This is a genomic window from Thiocapsa rosea, from assembly GCF_003634315.1.
GTDB classification, from domain to species: Bacteria; Pseudomonadota; Gammaproteobacteria; order Chromatiales; family Chromatiaceae; genus Thiocapsa; species Thiocapsa rosea.
In genome coordinates, this window is sequence record NZ_RBXL01000001.1 from 2,781,463 (window position 1) to 2,799,607 (window position 18,145).

16 protein-coding genes are annotated in these 18,145 nt (G+C 65.3%); 13 read left to right on the plus strand and 3 right to left on the minus strand.

What is annotated here, in order from left to right; genetic code table 11:
• The first annotated feature begins 193 nt into the window (after positions 1 to 193).
• The 11 genes from BDD21_RS12360 (at position 194) to BDD21_RS12410 (ending at position 11,673) form a co-directional block, all read left to right on the plus strand.
• Positions 194 to 1,837, plus strand: a complete 1,644-nt coding sequence (locus BDD21_RS12360) for a CTP synthase (protein WP_211335040.1) — start codon at positions 194 to 196, stop codon at positions 1,835 to 1,837.
• Complete coding sequence (gene kdsA / locus BDD21_RS12365; protein ID WP_211335041.1) at positions 1,834 to 2,670, plus strand: 3-deoxy-8-phosphooctulonate synthase; 837 nt, start codon at positions 1,834 to 1,836, stop codon at positions 2,668 to 2,670. The genes BDD21_RS12360 and kdsA overlap by 4 nt, the downstream gene beginning before the upstream one ends.
• 133 nt (positions 2,671 to 2,803) lie before the next feature.
• A complete protein-coding gene (eno, locus tag BDD21_RS12370; protein WP_120797423.1) occupies positions 2,804 to 4,081 on the plus strand; it encodes a phosphopyruvate hydratase in 1,278 nt (425 codons plus the stop codon).
• Positions 4,082 to 4,142: 61 nt separating this feature from the next.
• On the plus strand, positions 4,143 to 4,451 hold the full coding sequence (ftsB, locus tag BDD21_RS12375; RefSeq protein WP_120799897.1) for a cell division protein FtsB: 309 nt from the start codon (positions 4,143 to 4,145) through the stop codon (positions 4,449 to 4,451).
• Positions 4,448 to 5,158 carry a 2-C-methyl-D-erythritol 4-phosphate cytidylyltransferase gene (ispD, locus tag BDD21_RS12380; protein ID WP_120797424.1) on the plus strand — a complete coding sequence of 237 codons (711 nt, stop codon included), beginning with the start codon at positions 4,448 to 4,450 and terminating at the stop codon, positions 5,156 to 5,158. Before ftsB ends, ispD begins: the two co-directional genes overlap by 4 nt.
• Before the next feature lie 101 nt (positions 5,159 to 5,259).
• On the plus strand, positions 5,260 to 5,733 hold the full coding sequence (gene ispF / locus BDD21_RS12385) for a 2-C-methyl-D-erythritol 2,4-cyclodiphosphate synthase (protein WP_120797425.1): 474 nt from the start codon (positions 5,260 to 5,262) through the stop codon (positions 5,731 to 5,733).
• 1 nt (position 5,734) lies between these two features.
• Positions 5,735 to 6,784, plus strand: coding sequence for a tRNA pseudouridine(13) synthase TruD (gene truD, locus BDD21_RS12390; protein WP_120797426.1), 1,050 nt, complete (start codon positions 5,735 to 5,737; stop codon positions 6,782 to 6,784).
• Between the two features lie 43 nt (positions 6,785 to 6,827).
• Positions 6,828 to 8,171: an MgtC/SapB family protein gene (locus tag BDD21_RS12395; protein ID WP_245969563.1), complete on the plus strand. Its 1,344-nt coding sequence runs from the start codon at positions 6,828 to 6,830 to the stop codon at positions 8,169 to 8,171.
• A gap of 213 nt (positions 8,172 to 8,384) precedes the next feature.
• Entirely contained in the window at positions 8,385 to 10,616 is a 2,232-nt protein-coding gene (locus BDD21_RS12400) for a peptidoglycan-binding protein (RefSeq protein ID WP_120797427.1), read from the plus strand.
• Complete coding sequence (locus tag BDD21_RS12405; protein WP_120797428.1) at positions 10,606 to 11,172, plus strand: protein disulfide oxidoreductase; 567 nt, start codon at positions 10,606 to 10,608, stop codon at positions 11,170 to 11,172. Before BDD21_RS12400 ends, BDD21_RS12405 begins: the two co-directional genes overlap by 11 nt.
• A 141-nt stretch (positions 11,173 to 11,313) precedes the next feature.
• Positions 11,314 to 11,673, plus strand: a complete 360-nt coding sequence (locus BDD21_RS12410; protein ID WP_120797429.1) for a sulfur globule family protein — start codon at positions 11,314 to 11,316, stop codon at positions 11,671 to 11,673.
• Positions 11,674 to 11,836: 163 nt separating this feature from the next.
• Here BDD21_RS12410 and BDD21_RS12415 read toward each other — a convergent pair whose 3' ends face one another.
• The 3 genes from BDD21_RS12415 to BDD21_RS12425 all read right to left on the minus strand — a co-directional run bounded on the left by BDD21_RS12415 (position 11,837) and on the right by BDD21_RS12425 (position 15,733).
• A complete protein-coding gene (locus BDD21_RS12415; RefSeq protein ID WP_120797430.1) occupies positions 11,837 to 13,195 on the minus strand; it encodes a vWA domain-containing protein in 1,359 nt (452 codons plus the stop codon).
• Positions 13,196 to 13,248: 53 nt separating this feature from the next.
• Positions 13,249 to 14,349 (minus strand): AAA family ATPase, encoded by a 1,101-nt coding sequence (locus BDD21_RS12420; RefSeq protein ID WP_120797431.1) that lies wholly within the window; start codon positions 14,347 to 14,349, stop codon positions 13,249 to 13,251.
• Between the two features lie 367 nt (positions 14,350 to 14,716).
• Entirely contained in the window at positions 14,717 to 15,733 is a 1,017-nt protein-coding gene (locus tag BDD21_RS12425) for a hypothetical protein (protein ID WP_211335042.1), read from the minus strand.
• A gap of 337 nt (positions 15,734 to 16,070) precedes the next feature.
• Here BDD21_RS12425 and gloB point away from each other — a divergent pair, with 337 nt between their 5' ends.
• On the plus strand, positions 16,071 to 16,847 hold the full coding sequence (gloB, locus tag BDD21_RS12430) for a hydroxyacylglutathione hydrolase (protein WP_120797432.1): 777 nt from the start codon (positions 16,071 to 16,073) through the stop codon (positions 16,845 to 16,847).
• Positions 16,848 to 16,980: 133 nt separating this feature from the next.
• Positions 16,981 to 17,841: a PstS family phosphate ABC transporter substrate-binding protein gene (locus BDD21_RS12435; RefSeq protein ID WP_170164746.1), complete on the plus strand. Its 861-nt coding sequence runs from the start codon at positions 16,981 to 16,983 to the stop codon at positions 17,839 to 17,841.
• The last annotated feature ends 304 nt before the right edge of the window (positions 17,842 to 18,145 follow it).

Genomic DNA, 18,145 nt, shown 5'->3' on the forward strand with positions numbered 1-18,145 from the left:
CTATAAAACACCTCCTCGGGTTTTGTGAAGGTCGCGCGCGTACACGGAGTCGGCCTCCGCGGAACCGCCGGACCTGGTCGCGTCGAGCCCTTCCGAGTGGCCGATCGGCGGCATTCGCATTGAGCAGTTGCGGGGTTTTTGGTAGCTTGTCGGCGGATCCGGGCCACTGCCCTCGACTGCCTCCTCTACCCCCATGACCAAGTTTATTTTCATCACCGGCGGTGTCGTCTCGTCGCTCGGTAAAGGCATCGCTTCGGCGTCTCTCGGGGCGCTGTTGGAGGCTCGCGGCCTGCGGATCACCATGATCAAGCTCGATCCCTACATCAATGTGGATCCGGGCACCATGAGTCCGTTCCAGCACGGCGAGGTCTATGTGACCGACGACGGGGCCGAGACCGACCTCGATCTGGGCCACTACGAGCGCTTCCTACGCACCCCGATGGGTCGCAACAACAACTTCACGACCGGCCAGATCTACGAGAGCGTCATCCGCAAGGAGCGCCGCGGCGATTATCTCGGGCGCACCGTTCAGGTCATCCCGCACATCACCGACGAGATCAAGCAGGCGATCCGTCTAGGTGCCGAAGGTGCGGACGTGGCCATGGTCGAGATCGGCGGAACGGTCGGCGACATCGAGTCCTTGCCTTTTCTGGAGGCGATCCGCCAGATGCGGGTGGAGGAGGGGCGCGAGAACGCGCTCTTCATGCACCTCACCTTGGTGCCCTATATCCGCACCGCCGGCGAGATCAAGACCAAGCCCACGCAGCACTCGGTCAAGGAGCTGCGTTCCATCGGGATCCAGCCGGATATCCTCTTGTGTCGGGCCGAGAAGCACCTGCCGGACGAGGAGCGGCGCAAGATCGCGCTCTTCACGAACGTCACCGAGGACGCCGTCATCTCGGCCGTGGACGCGGACAACATCTACCGCATCCCGCGCCTGCTGCACGACCAGAAGCTCGACGAGCTGGTGGTGCGCCAGTTCCGGATCGAGGCCCCCGAGGCCGATCTGCGCGAATGGGACCGCGTCCTGGAGGGCTTCGATCACCCCGAGCAGGTCGTGCGCGTCGGCATGGTCGGCAAGTACATGCACCTGACCGAGGCATACAAGTCGCTCTCCGAGGCACTGGCCCACGCCGGCGTGCACACCAAGACCAAGGTCGAGATCGTCTATCTGGACTCGGAGGTGATCGAGCAGGAGGGGGCCGACAGCCTCGACGGACTCGATGCCATCCTGGTGCCGGGCGGGTTCGGCGAGCGCGGGATCGAAGGCAAGATTCAGGCGGCCCGCTACGCGCGCGAGCACCGCATCCCCTATCTCGGGATCTGTCTCGGGATGCAGATCGCGGTCATCGAGTACGCGCGGCATGTTGCCGGATTGGAGGGCGCCCACAGCACGGAGTTCGATCGCCAGACTCCACATCCCGTGATCGCGCTCATCACCGAGTGGCGCGACGAGCGCGGTCGGATCGAGACCCGTGACGAGGGCGTGGATCTCGGCGGCTCGATGCGTTTGGGCGGACAGAATTGTCGCCTTGAGCCGGGTAGTCTTGCACGAAACGTTTATGGCAAACCGCAGATCCGCGAGCGCCATCGGCATCGCTACGAGTTCAACATCTGTTACCTGAACGTGATGAAGGACGCCGGGATGCGCTTCTCCGGCTGGTCGCTCGACAACCGGCTGGTGGAGATCATCGAGATCCCGGATCACCCCTGGTTCATCGCCTGCCAGTTCCATCCGGAGTTCACCTCGACCCCGCGCGACGGGCATCCGCTCTTTTGCGGCTTCGTCCGTGCCGCGCTTGCGAGGCGCACCCTCGTTCAGGGTGCCGCGGCATGATGCTGCTCCCCGGTTTCGAGGTCGGCCTGGATCGTCCGCTCTTCCTGATCGCCGGTCCCTGTGTGATCGAAAGCGCGGGGCTTGCCGAGGACACGGCCGGCGCGCTCAAGGAGTTGACCGACGATCTGGGGATCCCCTTCATTTACAAGTCGTCCTTCGACAAGGCCAACCGATCCTCCTCGGGCAGCTTTCGCGGTCTCGGGATGGAGCAGGGTCTGGCGATCCTGGATGGCGTGCGTGAGCGGATCCGCGTTCCGATCTTGACCGACGTGCATGAAGACACCCCGCTATGTGAGGTCGCGGATGTGGTGGATGTCCTCCAAACGCCGGCCTTTTTGTGTCGCCAGACCAACTTTATCCAAGCGGTTGCGAGCCAGGGCAAGCCGGTCAACATCAAGAAGGGTCAGTTCCTCGCCCCGTGGGACATGCGCCACGTGGTCGAGAAGGCGCGCGCGACCGGCAACGAGCAGATCATGGTCTGCGAGCGCGGCGTCTCCTTCGGCTACAACAACCTGGTCTCGGACATGCGCGCGCTCTCGGTGATGCGCGAGACGGGCTGTCCGGTCGTCTTCGATGCCACACACTCGGTGCAACTGCCGGGCGGGCAGGGCGATCGTTCCGGCGGTCAACGCGAGTTTGTTCCGGTCTTGGCCCGCGCCGCGGTGGCCGTCGGCATCGCCGGGCTCTTTATGGAAACCCATCCGAATCCCGATCAGGCGTTGAGCGACGGCCCCAATGCCTGGCCTTTGGACAAGATGCGTGGTCTGCTCGAAACCCTGGTTCAGATCGACCGACTGGTCAAGTCGGCCGGTTTTGCAGAGCAGGCGCCTTGAATCGAACAACGCGATCGGACACGCGTCGGCGTCGGACCGATCGTCGCGAGACTCCCCGTTGAGGCCCTATACACTCCTGCGATTCTTCTGAAGAACCGCGCCGTTCTTGCTTTTGTTTTTGGAGAGACATGCCATGTCCGAAATCGTCGATGTTCGCGCCCGCGAGGTTCTGGACTCCCGCGGTAACCCCACAGTCGAGGCCGATGTCATCACGGCCGACGGCGCGATCGGCCGCTTCATCGTGCCGTCCGGCGCCTCGACCGGATCGCGCGAGGCATTGGAGCTGCGCGACGGCGACCGCTCCCGGTTCGGCGGCAAGGGCGTCCTGACCGCCGTCGCCAACATCCAAGGCGAGCTGCGCGAGGCGGTCGTCGGCATGGAGGTCGGCGACCAGGCGGCGCTCGATCGCGCCATGATCGCGCTCGACGGGACCGACAACAAAGCCCGCCTCGGCGCCAACGCACTGCTCGGTGTCTCGATCGCCGCCGCGCATGCCGCCGCGCAAGAGAAGGCGCTGCCGCTCTTCATGTCTCTGTCGGCCGGACCCTATCGCCTGCCCGTGCCCATGATGAACATCATCAACGGTGGCGGGCACGCGGACAACAGCGTGGACTTTCAGGAGTTCATGATCCTGCCGGTCGGCGCGCCCAGTATCCGCGAGGCGGTGCGCTACGGTGCCGAGGTGTTCCATGCGCTCAAGTCCGTGCTGCACGGGCGCGGCTTAGCCACCGGTGTCGGCGACGAAGGCGGTTTCGCCCCCGACCTGCCCTCCAACGAGGCGGCGATCGAGGCGATCCTGGAGGCGATCCACAAGGCGGGGTTCAAGGCCGGCTCGGACATCTATCTCGGGATGGACGTGGCCGCGTCCGAGTTCTACGCGGACGGCAAGTATCATCTGAAGGGCGAAGGCCGCACGCTCGACTCCGACGGCATGACCGATCTTCTGCTCGAGTGGGTCGATAAGTACCCCATCATCACTATCGAGGACGGCTTGGCCGAGGGCGACTGGGACGGCTGGAAGCGCCAGACCGAGCGTCTCGGGGACAAGGTCCAGATCGTCGGCGACGATCTCTTCGTCACCAACACCAAGATCCTGCAGGAAGGCATCGACAAGGGCGTTGCCAACTCCATCCTGATCAAGGTCAATCAGATCGGCACCTTGACCGAGACCCTCGAGGCGATCGCCATGGCCCACGCCGCCGGCTACACCGCCGTGGTCTCGCACCGCTCGGGCGAGACCGAGGACACCACCATCGCCGATCTAGTCGTCGCGACCGGCACGGGCCAGATCAAGACCGGCTCGCTGTCGCGCTCCGACCGGGTCGCCAAATACAACCAGCTGATGCGGATCGAAGACCAGTTGGGCGACGAGGCCACCTATGCGGGTCGCTCTGCCTTTAAGTGGCTTTGATGTTTGGCGGGCGGAGGTCGGGCGTCTCCGTCCGCTGCTTCCGACACTGAAGGCACCCGCGATGCGCCTCTTGATCCTCGTGCTGATCCTCTTGCTCGCCGGCTTGCAATTTCGGCTGTGGGTCGGCGAGGGGAGCTTGGCCGAGGTCCACGGGCTCAAGAACGAGATCGCGGCCCAGGAGGAGGAGCTGGTCCGTCTACGCGCGCGCAATCAGGAGCTTCAGGCCGAGGTGATGGACCTGCGCGAAGGGGTCGAGGCACTGGAGGAGCGTGCGCGCCGCGATCTGGGGATGATCAAACCGGGGGAGATCTTCATTCAGGTGATCGAGCGCAAACGCCCGGAGAGCACACCGGCGGAGACCAAGCGATGAGCCTCACCCCCGCCTTGTGGGCCGTGCTTCCGGCAGCCGGGGTCGGGCGCCGCATGGGCAGTGCAACGCCGAAGCAATATCTGGATCTCGCCGGTCGAGCGGTGATCGATCATGCGTTGGATCTCTTCGTGGCGGATGTCAGGATCGAAGGCGTTGTCGTGGCACTGGATCCGACCGACCGTTACTGGGAGGCGACCGTCTATGCCGGCCACCCGAAGGTGACCCGCGCCCACGGCGGGGCCGAGCGCTGTCATTCGGTCCTGAATGCGCTCGATGCACTCGATGCTCGGGCCCATGCCGAGGATTGGGTGTTGGTGCATGATGCCGCGCGTCCCTGTCTGCGCCCGGCCGATCTCGATCGACTGATCGAGGCCCTGATCGAGGACGAGGTCGGCGGCCTGCTCGGCATCCCGGTGCGCGACACCATGAAACGGGCCGAGACGGACGATCGCATCGGCGCCACGGTGGATCGCGCCTCGCTCTGGCACGCCTTTACACCCCAGATGTTTCGTCTCGGCCGGTTGCGGGCCGCACTGACCGACGCGCTGGCCGCCAACGATCTGGTGACCGACGACGCCTCGGCCATGGAGCGTATCGGTCAAGCCCCGCGCCTGATCGAAGGACATGCCGACAACATCAAGATCACGCGCGCCGAGGATCTCCCGCTCGCCCGCTTCTACCTGCAACAGCAGGGGCGGCTGGGCTAACTCCAAACTCTTAGGAGCCTCCTGCCTCCTGCCTCCTTCCCCCTGTATGCTCGCGCGATGGTGGCTGGAGGCCGGGGGCTGAAGGCTGGAGGCTTTCCAACATGCTCATCGGTCAGGGCTTCGACGCCCATCGTTTCGGCCCCGGACGCCCGCTGGTGATCGGCGGTCTGGAGATCCCGCACGATCAGGGCCTGCTCGCGCATTCCGACGGCGACGTGGCCATCCACGCACTCTGCGACGCCTTGCTCGGCGCGGCCGGACTCGGTGACATCGGCCGGCACTTTCCCGACACGGACGCCGCCTTCGCCGGCATCGACAGCCGCATCCTGCTGCGGCGCGTGATCGAGAGCCTCGCCGAGCGCGGGCTGCGCGTGCACAACGCCGATCTCACCATCATCGCCCAGCGCCCCAAGTTGGCGGCCCATATCCCGGAGATGTGCGCCCGTCTTGCCGCCGACATGGGCTGCGACCCCGCGCGCGTGAACGTGAAGGCGACCACGACCGAGCAGATGGGATTCACGGGCCGAGGCGAGGGCATCGCGGCGAGCGCCGTGGTGCTGTTGGCGGACGCCTAAGGTGTCGCTGCCGAGCTGGATCCCGGTTGACTCGCTACCCCGAGCGCACGGCGCTCCACTTGCCATCGGGCGGTTGCGTGCTCGACCCGAGGACTTCCGGGTCGAGGAACAGCTCGGGTTCGCCCCGGACGGCGAGGGCGACCATCTCCTGCTGCGGGTCCGCAAAACCGGCGCCAATACCGAGTGGGCGGCACGTCGTCTGGCGCGCATCGGCGGTGTGTCGGTCTCCACGGTGGGCTATGCCGGCCTGAAGGACCGGCACGCCGTAACGCTCCAGTGGTTCTCGATCCCGCGTCCGCGTGAGGGCATACCGGATTGGTCGGACCTCGCCGAGGAGGGCATCGAGGTCCTGGAAGCGCATCCGCATCGACGCAAGCTCAAGCGGGGCGCCCTGGCCGGAAACCGCTTTGAGATCCTGGTGCGCGAGCTCAACCGCGAGACCGTGCCCGGGCTCGACGAACGGCTTGCGACGATCCGCGCGCGCGGGATCCCGAACTACTTCGGCGAGCAGCGCTTCGGGCATGACCACTCCAATCTGGTGCGTGCCCATGCCCTCTTCGCCGGGACGGCCGGCCGAGTCCCGCGCCATCAGTCCGGCCTCTGGCTCTCCGCCGCACGCTCGCAGATCTTCAACGAGGTCTTGGCCGAACGGGTCGGGCGCGGCGACTGGGACAGTCCGCTCGACGGGGACTGTCTCCAGCTCGCCGGATCCCACTCCTATTTTCTCGCCGAGACGCTCGATGCCCAGACGCGTGCGCGCTGCGACGAGATGGACCTACACCCGACGGGTCCCCTGTGGGGCAAGGGCGAGCTGCCTTCGCGTGGATCGGTCCGACAGCTCGAAGATGCAACCGGCATGCGCTTCCCGACCTGGTGCGACGGGCTTGCCGCCTTCGGTCTGGCGCAGGAGCGCCGCTCTCTCCGTCTGCCGGTGGCCGATTTGAGCGCGCAACGGGTCGAGGACGGACTGCGGCTGGCCTTCTCCCTGCCTGCCGGCGCCTATGCGACGACGGTTCTGCGCGAGCTCGTCGAGATCGGAGGCTCGGTATGATCGTGATCCGGGCGTCCCGGCGCCGATGGGGGCGGGATTTCGGGTGCATCCGCGGGATCTCTTGCGGCTCGGGGCCGACAGCCGCCCTGAAGAGCAAACCGAGCCGCGCCGACGCGCTCGCGTGATGCTCGAGGACACCGGAGTCTTCGTCGGGCTGGCTGTCGCTTTGGCCATCGGTCTGCTGATCGGTGTGGAGCGCGGTTGGAAGGAACGCAGCGCCGAGGAAGGGCGACGCGTCGCGGGTGTTCGCACCTACACCTTGCTCGGGTTTCTCGGCGGGATTTCCGGCCTCGTGGCCGGACCCTCGGGCGGATTGACGCTGGGACTCATCTTCCTGGGGCTTGCCGGCACCCTGACGGTTGCGCACGTCCTGGACTACAGGCACGACGAGGATATCGGCATTACCAGCCTCGTCGCCGGCCTGATGACCTTCTTGCTCGGGGCGCTTGCGGTGCTCGGCGATCCGGCCGCCGCCGCAGCGGCGGCCGTGGTCACGGCCCTGCTGCTCGGGTCAAAGCCGCTGATCCATCGCTGGATCCACGCCATCGAGCAGAAGGATCTCAAGGCCGGTCTTACCCTGCTGCTCATCTCGGTGGTGGCGTTGCCGCTGTTGCCGGATCAGGGGTACGGCCCCTGGAATGCCGTCAACCCACGTGAAACCTGGTGGATGGTGGTGCTGATCGCAAGCATCTCCTTCGTCGGTTATTACGCGATGAAGCTGGTGGGGACTCGGCGCGGGATCCTGTTCACCGGGCTCTTCGGCGGGCTTGCGTCGTCGACCGCGCTGACTCTGCATTTCTCGCGCCTGGCGCGCGCCCGTGTGGAGATGGCCCCCGTTCTGGCCACCGCCATCCTGGTGGCCTGCGCGACCATGTTCCCCCGGATGCTTTTGGTGTCGACGCTGATTCATCCGCCATTGCTGCCGTTCTTGCTCTGGCCTGCCGCGACGATGGCCCTGATCGCCTACGGATTCGCGGCCTTCTACTGGATCACCCAGTCGCACGACGGCGGGGACGCGGACGCGCTTCTCGACAACCCGCTGGAGCTGAAATCCGCGGTCGGCTTCGGGCTTCTGCTGGCGTTGGTCATGGTGTCGGCGAAAGGGATCGAGAGCTGGGTCGGTGCGAGCGGCATCATGATGCTGGCCGCCGCCTCGGGTATCGCGGATGTGGATGCCATTACGCTCGCGATCGCGCGCATGAGCCGGGATGAACTCCCCACGGGCATTGCGGTCTCCAGCATCGTCATCGCTGCGGCGGTCAACAGCCTGGTCAAAGGTATCATCGCGGCTTCGGTCGGTGGCCGTGCGCTGGGTCTGCGCGTCACCCTACCCTTGGTCTCTGCGGGCCTGGCCGGCCTTGCCGTCGCCTGGTGGACGCTTTTTTGAACCTAAACCGCGCCCGGCGGGGTATGCGATGTTCTTGGATGGGATCGGCCCCGGCAGGCTTGACGAGCGCTGGAGTTGGCGTGGTTTAAGTGATTGAAAAAAATTTTAAATTTTAAACCGCGTCTCACCGAGATCGAGGACATCTCCGAAGCCAAACGCAACAGGAAAATGACGCATGTTGCTCTAGACGCGGTTTAAAGGAGGCGAGCGTAAATGAGGATGAGTCAGTTCGGCTTCATGCGCGATCTCGTCGGGGTCGCGGCTTGGGCGCTGACCTCGATGTCGGCAGCCGCCGGGACGGTCACGGCTGAGTTCAGCGAGGAGGAGGCGACGAGCGCGGTTTCGGTGACCGATGCCGTCTACACCACGGACGGCAGTGCGCATGAGTTCACGCTCGCGGCCTATCGCGCTTGGTCGGAGACCCGGTGGCGCGACTACGACCGAAGACAGGATATCTCCCCGCGACAGATGCTCGTTCTGCTTGAGGTCGCCGAGCGCACCGGGGCGAATCTCGGACAGGCGCTCGCCACCGGAGAGATGGAAAGCGCCTACACCTGGAACGACCACGTGCGGCCCACCATCGCCGAGGGCCGGCTGGGCTCGGCGACCGGTGTGTGGCAGTTCCTGCCCGCAACCTTCCATGGCATCATCAAAAAGTACGGCGCCGAGCTGCTGAACGCGACCGAGGCCGCGGCGGATCGCGAGTCCATGGACCTGGGGGAAGGCCCGTTCTCCGACGCGCAGGTCCGTCGCCTGATCCGAGACACTATCGAGGGAGAGCGCGATGCCAAGGACGAGGAGTTGCAGCTGCTGCGTCACAACTTCGCGGTGCTTGCCTTTGCCAAGCACTACCTGAGCCTCGACTCGGGGGCGACGACGCCTGTGGAGGATTATCTCTTTCACTTTCTCGGTGCCGGGGAGGGTCGACGGGTCCTCGCGCTGGCGCGTGGCGAGGCGCGCGATACACTCTGCGTGAAGCCTGTCGAAGAGCCGACGGCGCCCCTGCAGGATTGGCCGGGCGGCGCGGCATCGGGTACCGACATCGCGAGCCTGCAGACGGATATCGGGCGTGATCCCGCGGCGTGGGCCGCCGCGGATCGGCGCCTCGGCTCGGTTCGTGATGGCTCCGAGCCGCTCGGTCTGCGCCGGCCGGATCGGTTGTCCGGGTCGCTGCAGCAGCGTGCGGATGTGATGATTCGCGCACGCCGACCCTCGGACGATGTCGTCGTGTCCAGGCCGGCGCTCATGGACGCGGCCTATGCGCCTGCGCTCGGCGTGCCTTCTGCCTTCGATGCCCCGCCCGCCGTGTCGTCGCAGTGGGGTCTGCCCGCCGACTCGCCGACGGTCACGGGCAACCTCGGGATGTTCTACCGCGACGGCCGAGGGCAGACGCAGCCCTACACCTGGGGCGAGTTCCTGGATCATCTGGCTCGGCGGGTGCGGGCCGAGAGCCAGCCGTCGATGGTGCGGGCCAAGTACGGTGTCGGCTTTGATTTGGCCGGCGGCGATATGCCGGAGCGGGCCTTCGACCCGGCGTCGCCGGTCGAGCCGGCGACCTTCATCCATGGCCCGGACCGACGCGTGACGGTGCCTGCGGCGCTGGTGACCGGGCCGCTCGATCGCGACGAAACCCGTCACTACAAGGCGCTCCTGGCTGAGCTGGTGGGCCGAGGCGAGGACATGCCGATGGAGACGCTGCCGCCGAGTGCGGCCGCGGCAATGCGTCACCTCGGATTCTTGCCCGCGACGGCGTCGGGAACAGAAACGCGCGATCCCGCGGTACAGAAGGCGTTGCGCGATTTCAGAGAAGCGGTCGGTAAGGCCGAGCCGGAAGATCCGGAGCATCGAGATCGCCTCATGCCGGCCGAGCGTGTCGCGCTCGCGATCTACGATCGCCGCATCGCGCGCTATGCCGCGCTGCAGGGCGGCCAGCAGGTGTCCTTGGTCGACGCGCCAGATTTAAGTCGAATCAAGACACTGCCGAGCGGATTGCAGCGATTGGCCGCGCCGCATCTGGTGCAGCTTCAAACGGCCCTGGCCGAGCGCGAGCTCCTGAAACAGCCGACCCAAAAGTCCGTTTGGCGCGACAAGAAAAAGAAGAAGCATGTGTCCTACAAGACCATCCCGTTCGCGGGCAAGGTCGACGCGGCAACAGTCGCCGCGCTCGACGCCTTCCAGTGGCGCAGCGGTCTGCGCAAGACCGGCGGCGCTTTGGATGCCGCGACCCTGGGTCTGCTGGGATTGCCGCCGATGGGTGCCGAGATCTTCCGGCCCTTGTCCGGACCCATGTGCTCGGTTCAGATCTGGGCGGGCAGACCGCCGATCTGCGGGATTCGCCGAGAAACGCAGGGTCCGGCCGACCGCCTGCGTATCGCCGGGGTCGCGGACCTCGACTCGGAGTCTCGGTTCGAGGGCCTCTTCGAGGGTCTGCCGCATGTCCGGTGATCAGACCCCGAGCGTCTCCGCTCGGCGAGCGAAACACGTGCGCGATTGGATCATCAACATCGTGCTGATCCTGGTGATCTTCGGCGCAGTCCAATGGTGGAAGGCGCGACCCTTGGCCTCGGGCGCTGCGCCGCCGCTCGTAGGCGTCACCCTGGATGGACAGGTGTTCGACCTCGCAGCCCTTACCGGACGGCCGGTGCTGGTGCACTTCTGGGCCAGCTGGTGCCCTGTCTGCGGTCTGATGGATGGTGCCGTCGCCGCGATCGCCGAGGACCACGCCGTGGTAACCGTCGCGATGCAATCGGGCGGTCCGCACGAGCTGCGCCGCTACATGGCGGAGACGGGGCACGCCTTCCCGGTCATCGCCGACTCGACCGGGCAGATTGCGCATCGGTGGGGTGTGGTCGGTGTGCCGGCCACCTTCGTGGTCGATTCCTACGGCCGGATCAGCGATGCCGTCGTCGGGATCGCCACCCAGCCCGGCCTGCGTTGGCGTTTATGGCGCGCCGGTTCGGCATTGCCCGACATGACACGGGAGCCTGCCGCATCCGGTTAGCCGTGTGATCAACAGCAAACCGCAATCCAATCGTAAATTAGCGCTTGCTAAATTAGTTTATTCTAATATACTGCTCGCCAGTGGAGGCCGATACGGACTTCACGCTTGCTGCCAACAACATAAATCGATTCGGAGAATAGAATGAACAAGCTTGCTACTGCTGCTGCCATCGCCGCCCTCCTCGGTGCCTCCGCTTCCGCGTCCGCTTGGTGGGGTCCGGGTGCCGGCGGGTACGGCCCGGGCTACGGCTCCGGCCTCGGCGATACCTTCGGCGACATGTTCGGCGACGGCTACGGCAACTTCAATTTCGGCATGAGCGGCGGCGGAAGTGGTCGTGGATATGGCCGCGGTCAGGGCCGCGGCTATGGCTACGGCTACAACAACCCCTACTACGGCTATGGCGCCCCTTACTACGGTGGCGGCTACCCGTATGCCTACCCCTACGCAGCGCCGGTAGCCCCGATGGCGCCCGTTGCTCCGGCTCAGCCCCAAGTCAAGTAAGACCCGCTTGAATCGCCGGCGCGCCTCGGGTGCGCCGGAACGAAAAAGGCCAGGCGTCAGCCTGGCCTTTTTTGTTTTGCGGGTGCGATATGCACGGCGCAAACCCCGATTCGGCAAGGTGTCAGAAATAAGCCGAGCCTCGAATCCTCGCGCTCGATGCGGCTCAGCTCAAGAGCAGCTTGCGGCCGAATGGTTGATCCGGCGTTGCGTAGGATTCGGGTACGGCCCAGATCACCGGCCAGCTCGGGCGAAATCTCGCGGGACCATCCAGGTCGGTCAGGACCACGCCGATATCCGGTCCGTGCTTGTCGGCCTCTTCGAGCAGTGGCGTGAAATCGGTCCCGCCGCCGCCGTTGAATTCGATGTCTCGCAGATCCGATCGTCCGGGCTTGAAATGCGCGACCCGCTGCACCCGGCAGTCTCCGATCACCAGCACCAGTGCGGCCTCCAAGCGTCGTGTGATCGCCTCGATCTCGCCGGCGAAGCGCTCCATCAGGTTCTCCTCGATCGAGCCCGACACGTCGACGATGACCACCAGTCGCGGCACTGACTTCGCCGAGCTGATGCCGGGCTCCCAGGGCAGGCGTCGCCCCGGGCCAATCCGGCCCTGATTCGCGATGTAGGATCGAGCCGGTCTGGACCAGGAGAGATTGGGCTGAATCGAGAGACCGCGTGCCAGCTGGGTGCGCAGGATGTGCTCCCATGGCGTCCGTATTTTGGGCAGATCCGCGATCAGGGCGCGGAGCATGGAATGCGCACCGTCTCCGGCATGCGCACGCAGGATGCGCTCGCTCCACTCGCGCGCCTGCTCGGCCTCCAGCTCGGGTTGCTTCTGCGCGTCGGGTTGCGGGAAGAGATCGGCGTGGGTCTCGGCACCGAGTGACCTGACCCGCGCGGACATCGGGCCGTCCTCGCGCGCCTCCGAGCGCGTCGAGTCCTCGACCGGGTTGCGCGATGCACGACCCTCCTCACCGGGTTGGCTGTCGCCGATGCCGCCGCGGCGACGACTGCGGGTCTTGCGGGCACGGCCCTTGTTTGATGCTCGGCGGTCGTCGATCGCGCGATAGAGGCGCTCGACATCCCATTCGAGCAGGGCTTTGTCGACACCCACATCGATGCCGAGCGTCGCAAGCAGCAGCTTGTCGAGAAACACCGAGGAGACCGGCAGCTCGAGCCAGCTCAGGTGGCTCAAGGCGCTGTTGACGATGGCGTCCGCACAGATGTTGAAGAGTTCGAGATCCACATCGCCCAAGAGATGCTGCAGGTCGAGATAGCGTTGAGGATGTCGCAAGGCGATATGCAGCACCTCGTGCGCGACGAGCCCGACCTGGGCATGAAGCGACAGCCGCTCGAAGGAGGCGCCGTAAAAGACGGTATCCCCGTCGGTCGCGACCGGGCCGGGCTCGATCTCGGGTGGCAAGTCCCTATGCTTGACCCACAGCGCCAACCCGCCCGTGGACGGCGCGAACTCCACCATCTGCTGAATCGCCCGGGTCCCGCGGTGCCGATAAAGATCATTCATCAGGATTCAACTCACCACTCACCACTCACCACTCACCACTCACCACTGATCCCTCATCCCTCGCTCCGCCGCTCCTCCAGGTAATGCCGGTAGCTCGCGCTGTCCAAAACCGTCGCCTCCAACCCGACCTCCAACGCCTTCTGCATGAGAAGCTCCATCGCGAGCGTTTGTGATTCGCGAATCGGCAGCGGGACTTCGCTTCGGATGTCCGGAAACTGCTCGACGATCTCGAGTGCTCGCGCCATGGTGTCTGCGTCGGTACTGGCGGCGAGCAGACCGTAGATCATGCCGTAGAGTCCGTCGAGCGTGCGGGGCAGCAGGGCGGCGGTCTCCGGCCCCGGGCGGCTCGCCAGCAGGCGTACCACGTCGGTGCCGGCCTGGATCTCGCGCAGCACCCCGAAGAACTCCGCCGCGTTGGCGGCCCCGATGCGCCCCTGCACGAAGACCCGTTTGGCGTTCTCGGAGAGCTTGGATTTCAGGACGTTGGAGATGTCCTCCCAACCGCGCGGGCTGGCGCCGATCAGATGGTCGTTGGCCAGTTGCGACTGGGTGTCGTCGAGCTTGTCCGGGCGGACCTTCAGATAGGCCATCACCTCGGGTGCGAAGTCCATGGCCATCGCATGCGCCAGAAAGGAATCGATAACCGTCTGTACGTTGAAATGGAACATGCGATCGGCCAAGGCCGTGCCCATGTCGTGACAGACCGCGCCGTGGAAGCTGGCGTTGCCCGCGGCGACCACCTGCCAACCGTCCGGCAACCGATAGTGACCGACCCGACGGTCGAGGATCAGCGAGTAGGCCGAGATCTGCAGGCGCTGATCCGCTGCCGTGAGTTCGTCGAGAAAGAGGATGCCGTTCGGTTGGTCTGGCGAGGGCAGGAACTCGGGCGGGAACCAGACCGTCTTGGCCAGGGTGTCGTCGGCATAGATGGCGCCGCGGATGTCGACCGGCTCGATCGTGGTCAGGCGCAGATCCACCAAGGGCACCCCGAAGTGATCGGCCACCTGGCGTACGATCGAGGACTTGCCCACGCCGCGCGTGCCCCACAGCATGGATGCACGTCGGCGCAAGGTCGGATCGGAATACTGCTCGACCAGCGCGGCCTTGGCCGCGGCGATCGAGACGGGGGGGATGTTCATCGGATTGCCGAGCATCTTGACTGCTGATCTCCGGTTAAACCGCGCCCGGTAGGATATGCGTAGTTTGTTGGATTGGCTCGACCGCGCCGGCGCCGATAACTGTCGGGGCCGGCGCGGTTTAAAGTATGAAAAAATATTAAATTTTAATCCGCGTTTCGCGAGGTCGAGAACTTCTCCGAAGCCGGCCGCACGCTGAAATCGACGCATGTCGCTCTCAACGCAGATTAAACCGCGTCCCGGTACGACATGCACCCACACCATGTGGCTCGGCTTTTCGTGATCTCAAGACGCGTCAAAGCGGACGTCGTTTTCGTGAATTCTACCTGTCCACGAAACCGGCGGTGTGTTGGGTACGCTGCGCTTTGAGCAACCTCATGTCCTTTCACGCCTCCTGCGTCGAGGTCGTCGGCATCTCGTCGGTCGGGTTCGTCGATGCTTCTCGCCAAGCGGATGCGGTCAAGGGTTTCGGGAAGGGCGGGATCTCGATGCGCGGCATCTCCTTCATCGAGAAGAAGAGCACCATGAGCAGGGGAGGGGAGTGGAAGATCAGCATGCGGATCAGCGATTCATCCGAAAGCTCGAGGAACTGGATCGCGGGTGCGCCGAAGATCAGACCCAAACCGATCAGCAGCGGAAGCGCGCGCCGAAAGGCGACGTTCCAACGTGCCGCGACCAGTCGCTCATGATAGCGTGCCGGTGTTTCGCGGAGCGTCTCGGCCAGATGCTCGACGGTTCGGGTCAGCTTCACCTCGGCGTCGCGGCTGCGGTCGGGCTCCTTGCCGCGTAACCGCAGGGTACTTTTCCAACAGGCTTTCACGCGATTGAGACGACGCCAATCCCATCCGATCACCGCCAGCATGTCCTCGGGCAAGACGATGGTATCGCCGTCCTCGGGGTGCAGCTCCAGCTCGGCCGGCATGCCGCGCCCGGTTTGCGCCTTCATCATCAGGGTCAGACCCGCGACGTGGGCCACGCCGCGCGTCAAGAGCAGGCGCGTCGAAGAGGCGGCGTCGACGGCATCTCCCGCGGCGGATTCCAAACGGTAGCTTCGGGCGATTCTGTATCCGCTTTTCTCGCGAAAATGACGCCTTGGATCCATCGACTCGACGCGATCGAGAAGGTCGCCTGGATCCGGGCCTTCGACCACGAGATCCGCCTCCAAGCCGTCGGGATGGCGTAGGGTGCGTGTGAGCCGGAATCGGTCCGGTTTGGGGTTTTCGAGCAGCAGGATCTCGTGCACGCCGCTGAGTTCTGTCGTGTCCTCGCCGTGATCGAACGGCTTGAAGAGAAGGCGTCGCTCGAGACGGTCGCTTGCGGCGAGGTCGACATGCCGACCGCGCCGCGTAAAGGGTTCGACCAGGGTGAAGATCTCGTGATGTGTCAAAGGATGCGTGCTCATAACCAGTCCTCGCCGGAAACGGATTGGGGAGACCGGGACGTCGCCGCATCCGTATCGAGCCGCGCGTCCGAACCGCAACTGTAACGCCCGAACACCCGTGCACAACATCAACAAATATCCGGTTATCGGTCCGGACACCTGTTCGGTGCTTGGCTGAGCCCGAAGGGGGCAACACGCCGCCCCGCCCCGGTTCGTGCGATCATAGCCGGGTTGCCGAGACCGCCGGGATCGTCGATTCGCGACCATCGCCGATCGCGCGTGTCTCGCGCCGCGATGTCCGACACACCGGAGGTCTTTCGGCTCAGCCCTTTCGACGATTGACGCCCCGGAGCCGCCCATGCTCGAGATTCGTCCCATCCCTGCCTTCGAGGACAACTACATCTGGCTGCTGACCGAGGAGCCGGGAACGGCAGTGGTCGTGGACCCGGGGGATGCCGATCCGGTTCTGGATCGCCTCCATGCCGAGAATCGCATCCTCTCCGCCATCCTGGTCACTCACCACCACGGTGATCACATCGGCGGATTGAGCGTGCTGCGCGCGGTCTTTCCCGATGCGCGCATCTATGGCCCTGTCGACCGGAGGATCCGCGATCTGACCGATCCGCTGGGCGAGGGGACGGTCGTGCGCCCGACGGGCCTGAGCGTTGATTTCCGTGTCATGGAGGTGCCGGGTCATACCTCGACGCACATCGCCTACCTGGGTGCCGGCTGCCTGTTCTGCGGCGATACGCTGTTTGCGGGGGGCTGCGGACGGGTCTTCGACGGCACCTTCGAGCAGCTCTCGGATTCCTTGGACCGAATCGCCGCGCTGCCACCCGAGACGCTGGTGCACTGCGCACACGAGTACACCCTCGCGAATCTCGGGTTTGCCGACTGGGTCGAGCCCGGCAGCCCGGCCCTGAGCGTGCGGATGGAATCCGACCGCAAACGACGGGCGACGGATCGGCCCACGGTCCCGTCGCGTCTGGAGCTGGAACTCGCGACCAACCCCTTCCTGCGCACCCGGGTGCCGGAGGTTGTCCAAGCCGCCGAGCGTGCCGCGGGGCGCCCGCTCGGCTCGGCCCGAGAGGTCTTCAGGGCGCTGCGCCAGTGGAAAGACGATGACTACGACTAAACCGCGCCAAGTGCGGTACGAGATGCTTCTGGATGGGATCGGCCCCGGCAGACTCGACGACCGCTGGAGTCGGCCCGGTTTGGCTCGGGCGTCGCTCGATCATCCGTCGGCCGTGACGCGTCGGCGATCGGTTGTGATTCGGTTCACGCTCGTCGTCGATGCAATTGTACGGCGCATTCGGGAGTCCGCTGCGGCCGCTGTGTTGTTGGCCGGAGTCACGGCGCTGTCCTGCGGCCCGGGCATGGCGCATGCCGAGGAGATCAAGATCGGCGGTACGGGGGGCGCGTTGGCAACAATGCGAATCCTGGGCGAGGCTTATTCAGCGGCGCATCCCGGCACCGAGATCACCGTGCTGCCGAGCCTGGGCAGCAGCGGCGGCATCAAGGCCATGCTGTCGGGCGTCATCCAGATTGCCGTCACAAGCCGGGCGCTGACCGACACTGAGATCAATGCGGGCGCGGTGCAAATTGCCTACGCTCGGACGCCGTTCGTCTTCGCCACCGCCTCTACGAACACGACGACGGGCCTGTCGTTGCAGGAGCTGGTCGAGATCTATGCCGGCAGGTCCGTCCATTGGCCCGACGGCACGCGCATTCGACTGGTGATGCGTCCGACCGGCGACTCCGACAGCGACATGATCAAAAGCATGTCGCCCGCCATGGACCTGGCGCTCTCGGGCGCGGAAACCCGTAAGGGGATGGCGTTCGCCGTCACCGACCAAGATGCCGCCGACAACCTCGAGAGGATCCCCGGTGCCCTTGGACCCTCCACGTTGGCTCAGATTCTCTCTGAAAAACGCGCGCTGAAGGCGCTGGAGCTGGACGATGTCGAGCCCAGCCCGACGACCATCGCCGACGGCAGCTATCCGTATTTCAAGACGCTGTTCATGGTGACCAGGTCCGACATCTCCCCCGCGCTGCGGCAGTTTATGGCGTTCGTGAGGTCCGCCGCCGGGGTCGAAATCTTGACGCGAACCGGGCACAGGGTGCAGTAGGTGGTCAGATTCGGGAATCCGAATGCACCGGTGGCGGCGGCACCTGTGGCGGCGGGTCAGGGTTTCCTGCGCCTGATCGACGTGCTCGGTCTGGTGCTGTCGGGGGCTATTGCGCTGCTTCTCCCCCTGGGCTACTTCACCGTCAGCTATACCGCGCTGGTCTCCACCCTGGAGGCCGAGACCATGATCAAGGCCGAGTTGATCGATCGTTTGATTAGTGTGGAGCCCTCGCTCTGGCAGTTCCAGGTTCATCGCCTGAATGAGATTATGGTCCGCTTTCCGACAACGCTCGAGACCGAGCGCG

What these genes read in the sequence shown, in the direction of transcription:
- ispF (WP_120797425.1), top strand. Translation starts at nt 5,260, where the DNA reads ATGCTCATCGGTCAGGGCTTCGACGCCCATCGTTTCGGCCCCGGACGC.
- ftsB (WP_120799897.1), top strand. Translation starts at nt 4,143, where the DNA reads ATGCGCCTCTTGATCCTCGTGCTGATCCTCTTGCTCGCCGGCTTGCAA.
- kdsA (WP_211335041.1), top strand. Translation starts at nt 1,834, where the DNA reads ATGATGCTGCTCCCCGGTTTCGAGGTCGGCCTGGATCGTCCGCTCTTC.
- BDD21_RS12420 (WP_120797431.1), bottom strand. Translation starts at nt 14,349, where the DNA reads ATGCTCGGCAATCCGATGAACATCCCCCCCGTCTCGATCGCCGCGGCC.
- BDD21_RS12425 (WP_211335042.1), bottom strand. Translation starts at nt 15,733, where the DNA reads ATGAGCACGCATCCTTTGACACATCACGAGATCTTCACCCTGGTCGAA.
- BDD21_RS12360 (WP_211335040.1), top strand. Translation starts at nt 194, where the DNA reads ATGACCAAGTTTATTTTCATCACCGGCGGTGTCGTCTCGTCGCTCGGT.
- BDD21_RS12410 (WP_120797429.1), top strand. Translation starts at nt 11,314, where the DNA reads ATGAACAAGCTTGCTACTGCTGCTGCCATCGCCGCCCTCCTCGGTGCC.
- BDD21_RS12400 (WP_120797427.1), top strand. Translation starts at nt 8,385, where the DNA reads ATGAGGATGAGTCAGTTCGGCTTCATGCGCGATCTCGTCGGGGTCGCG.
- BDD21_RS12405 (WP_120797428.1), top strand. Translation starts at nt 10,606, where the DNA reads ATGTCCGGTGATCAGACCCCGAGCGTCTCCGCTCGGCGAGCGAAACAC.
- eno (WP_120797423.1), top strand. Translation starts at nt 2,804, where the DNA reads ATGTCCGAAATCGTCGATGTTCGCGCCCGCGAGGTTCTGGACTCCCGC.
- ispD (WP_120797424.1), top strand. Translation starts at nt 4,448, where the DNA reads ATGAGCCTCACCCCCGCCTTGTGGGCCGTGCTTCCGGCAGCCGGGGTC.
- BDD21_RS12415 (WP_120797430.1), bottom strand. Translation starts at nt 13,195, where the DNA reads ATGAATGATCTTTATCGGCACCGCGGGACCCGGGCGATTCAGCAGATG.
- gloB (WP_120797432.1), top strand. Translation starts at nt 16,071, where the DNA reads ATGCTCGAGATTCGTCCCATCCCTGCCTTCGAGGACAACTACATCTGG.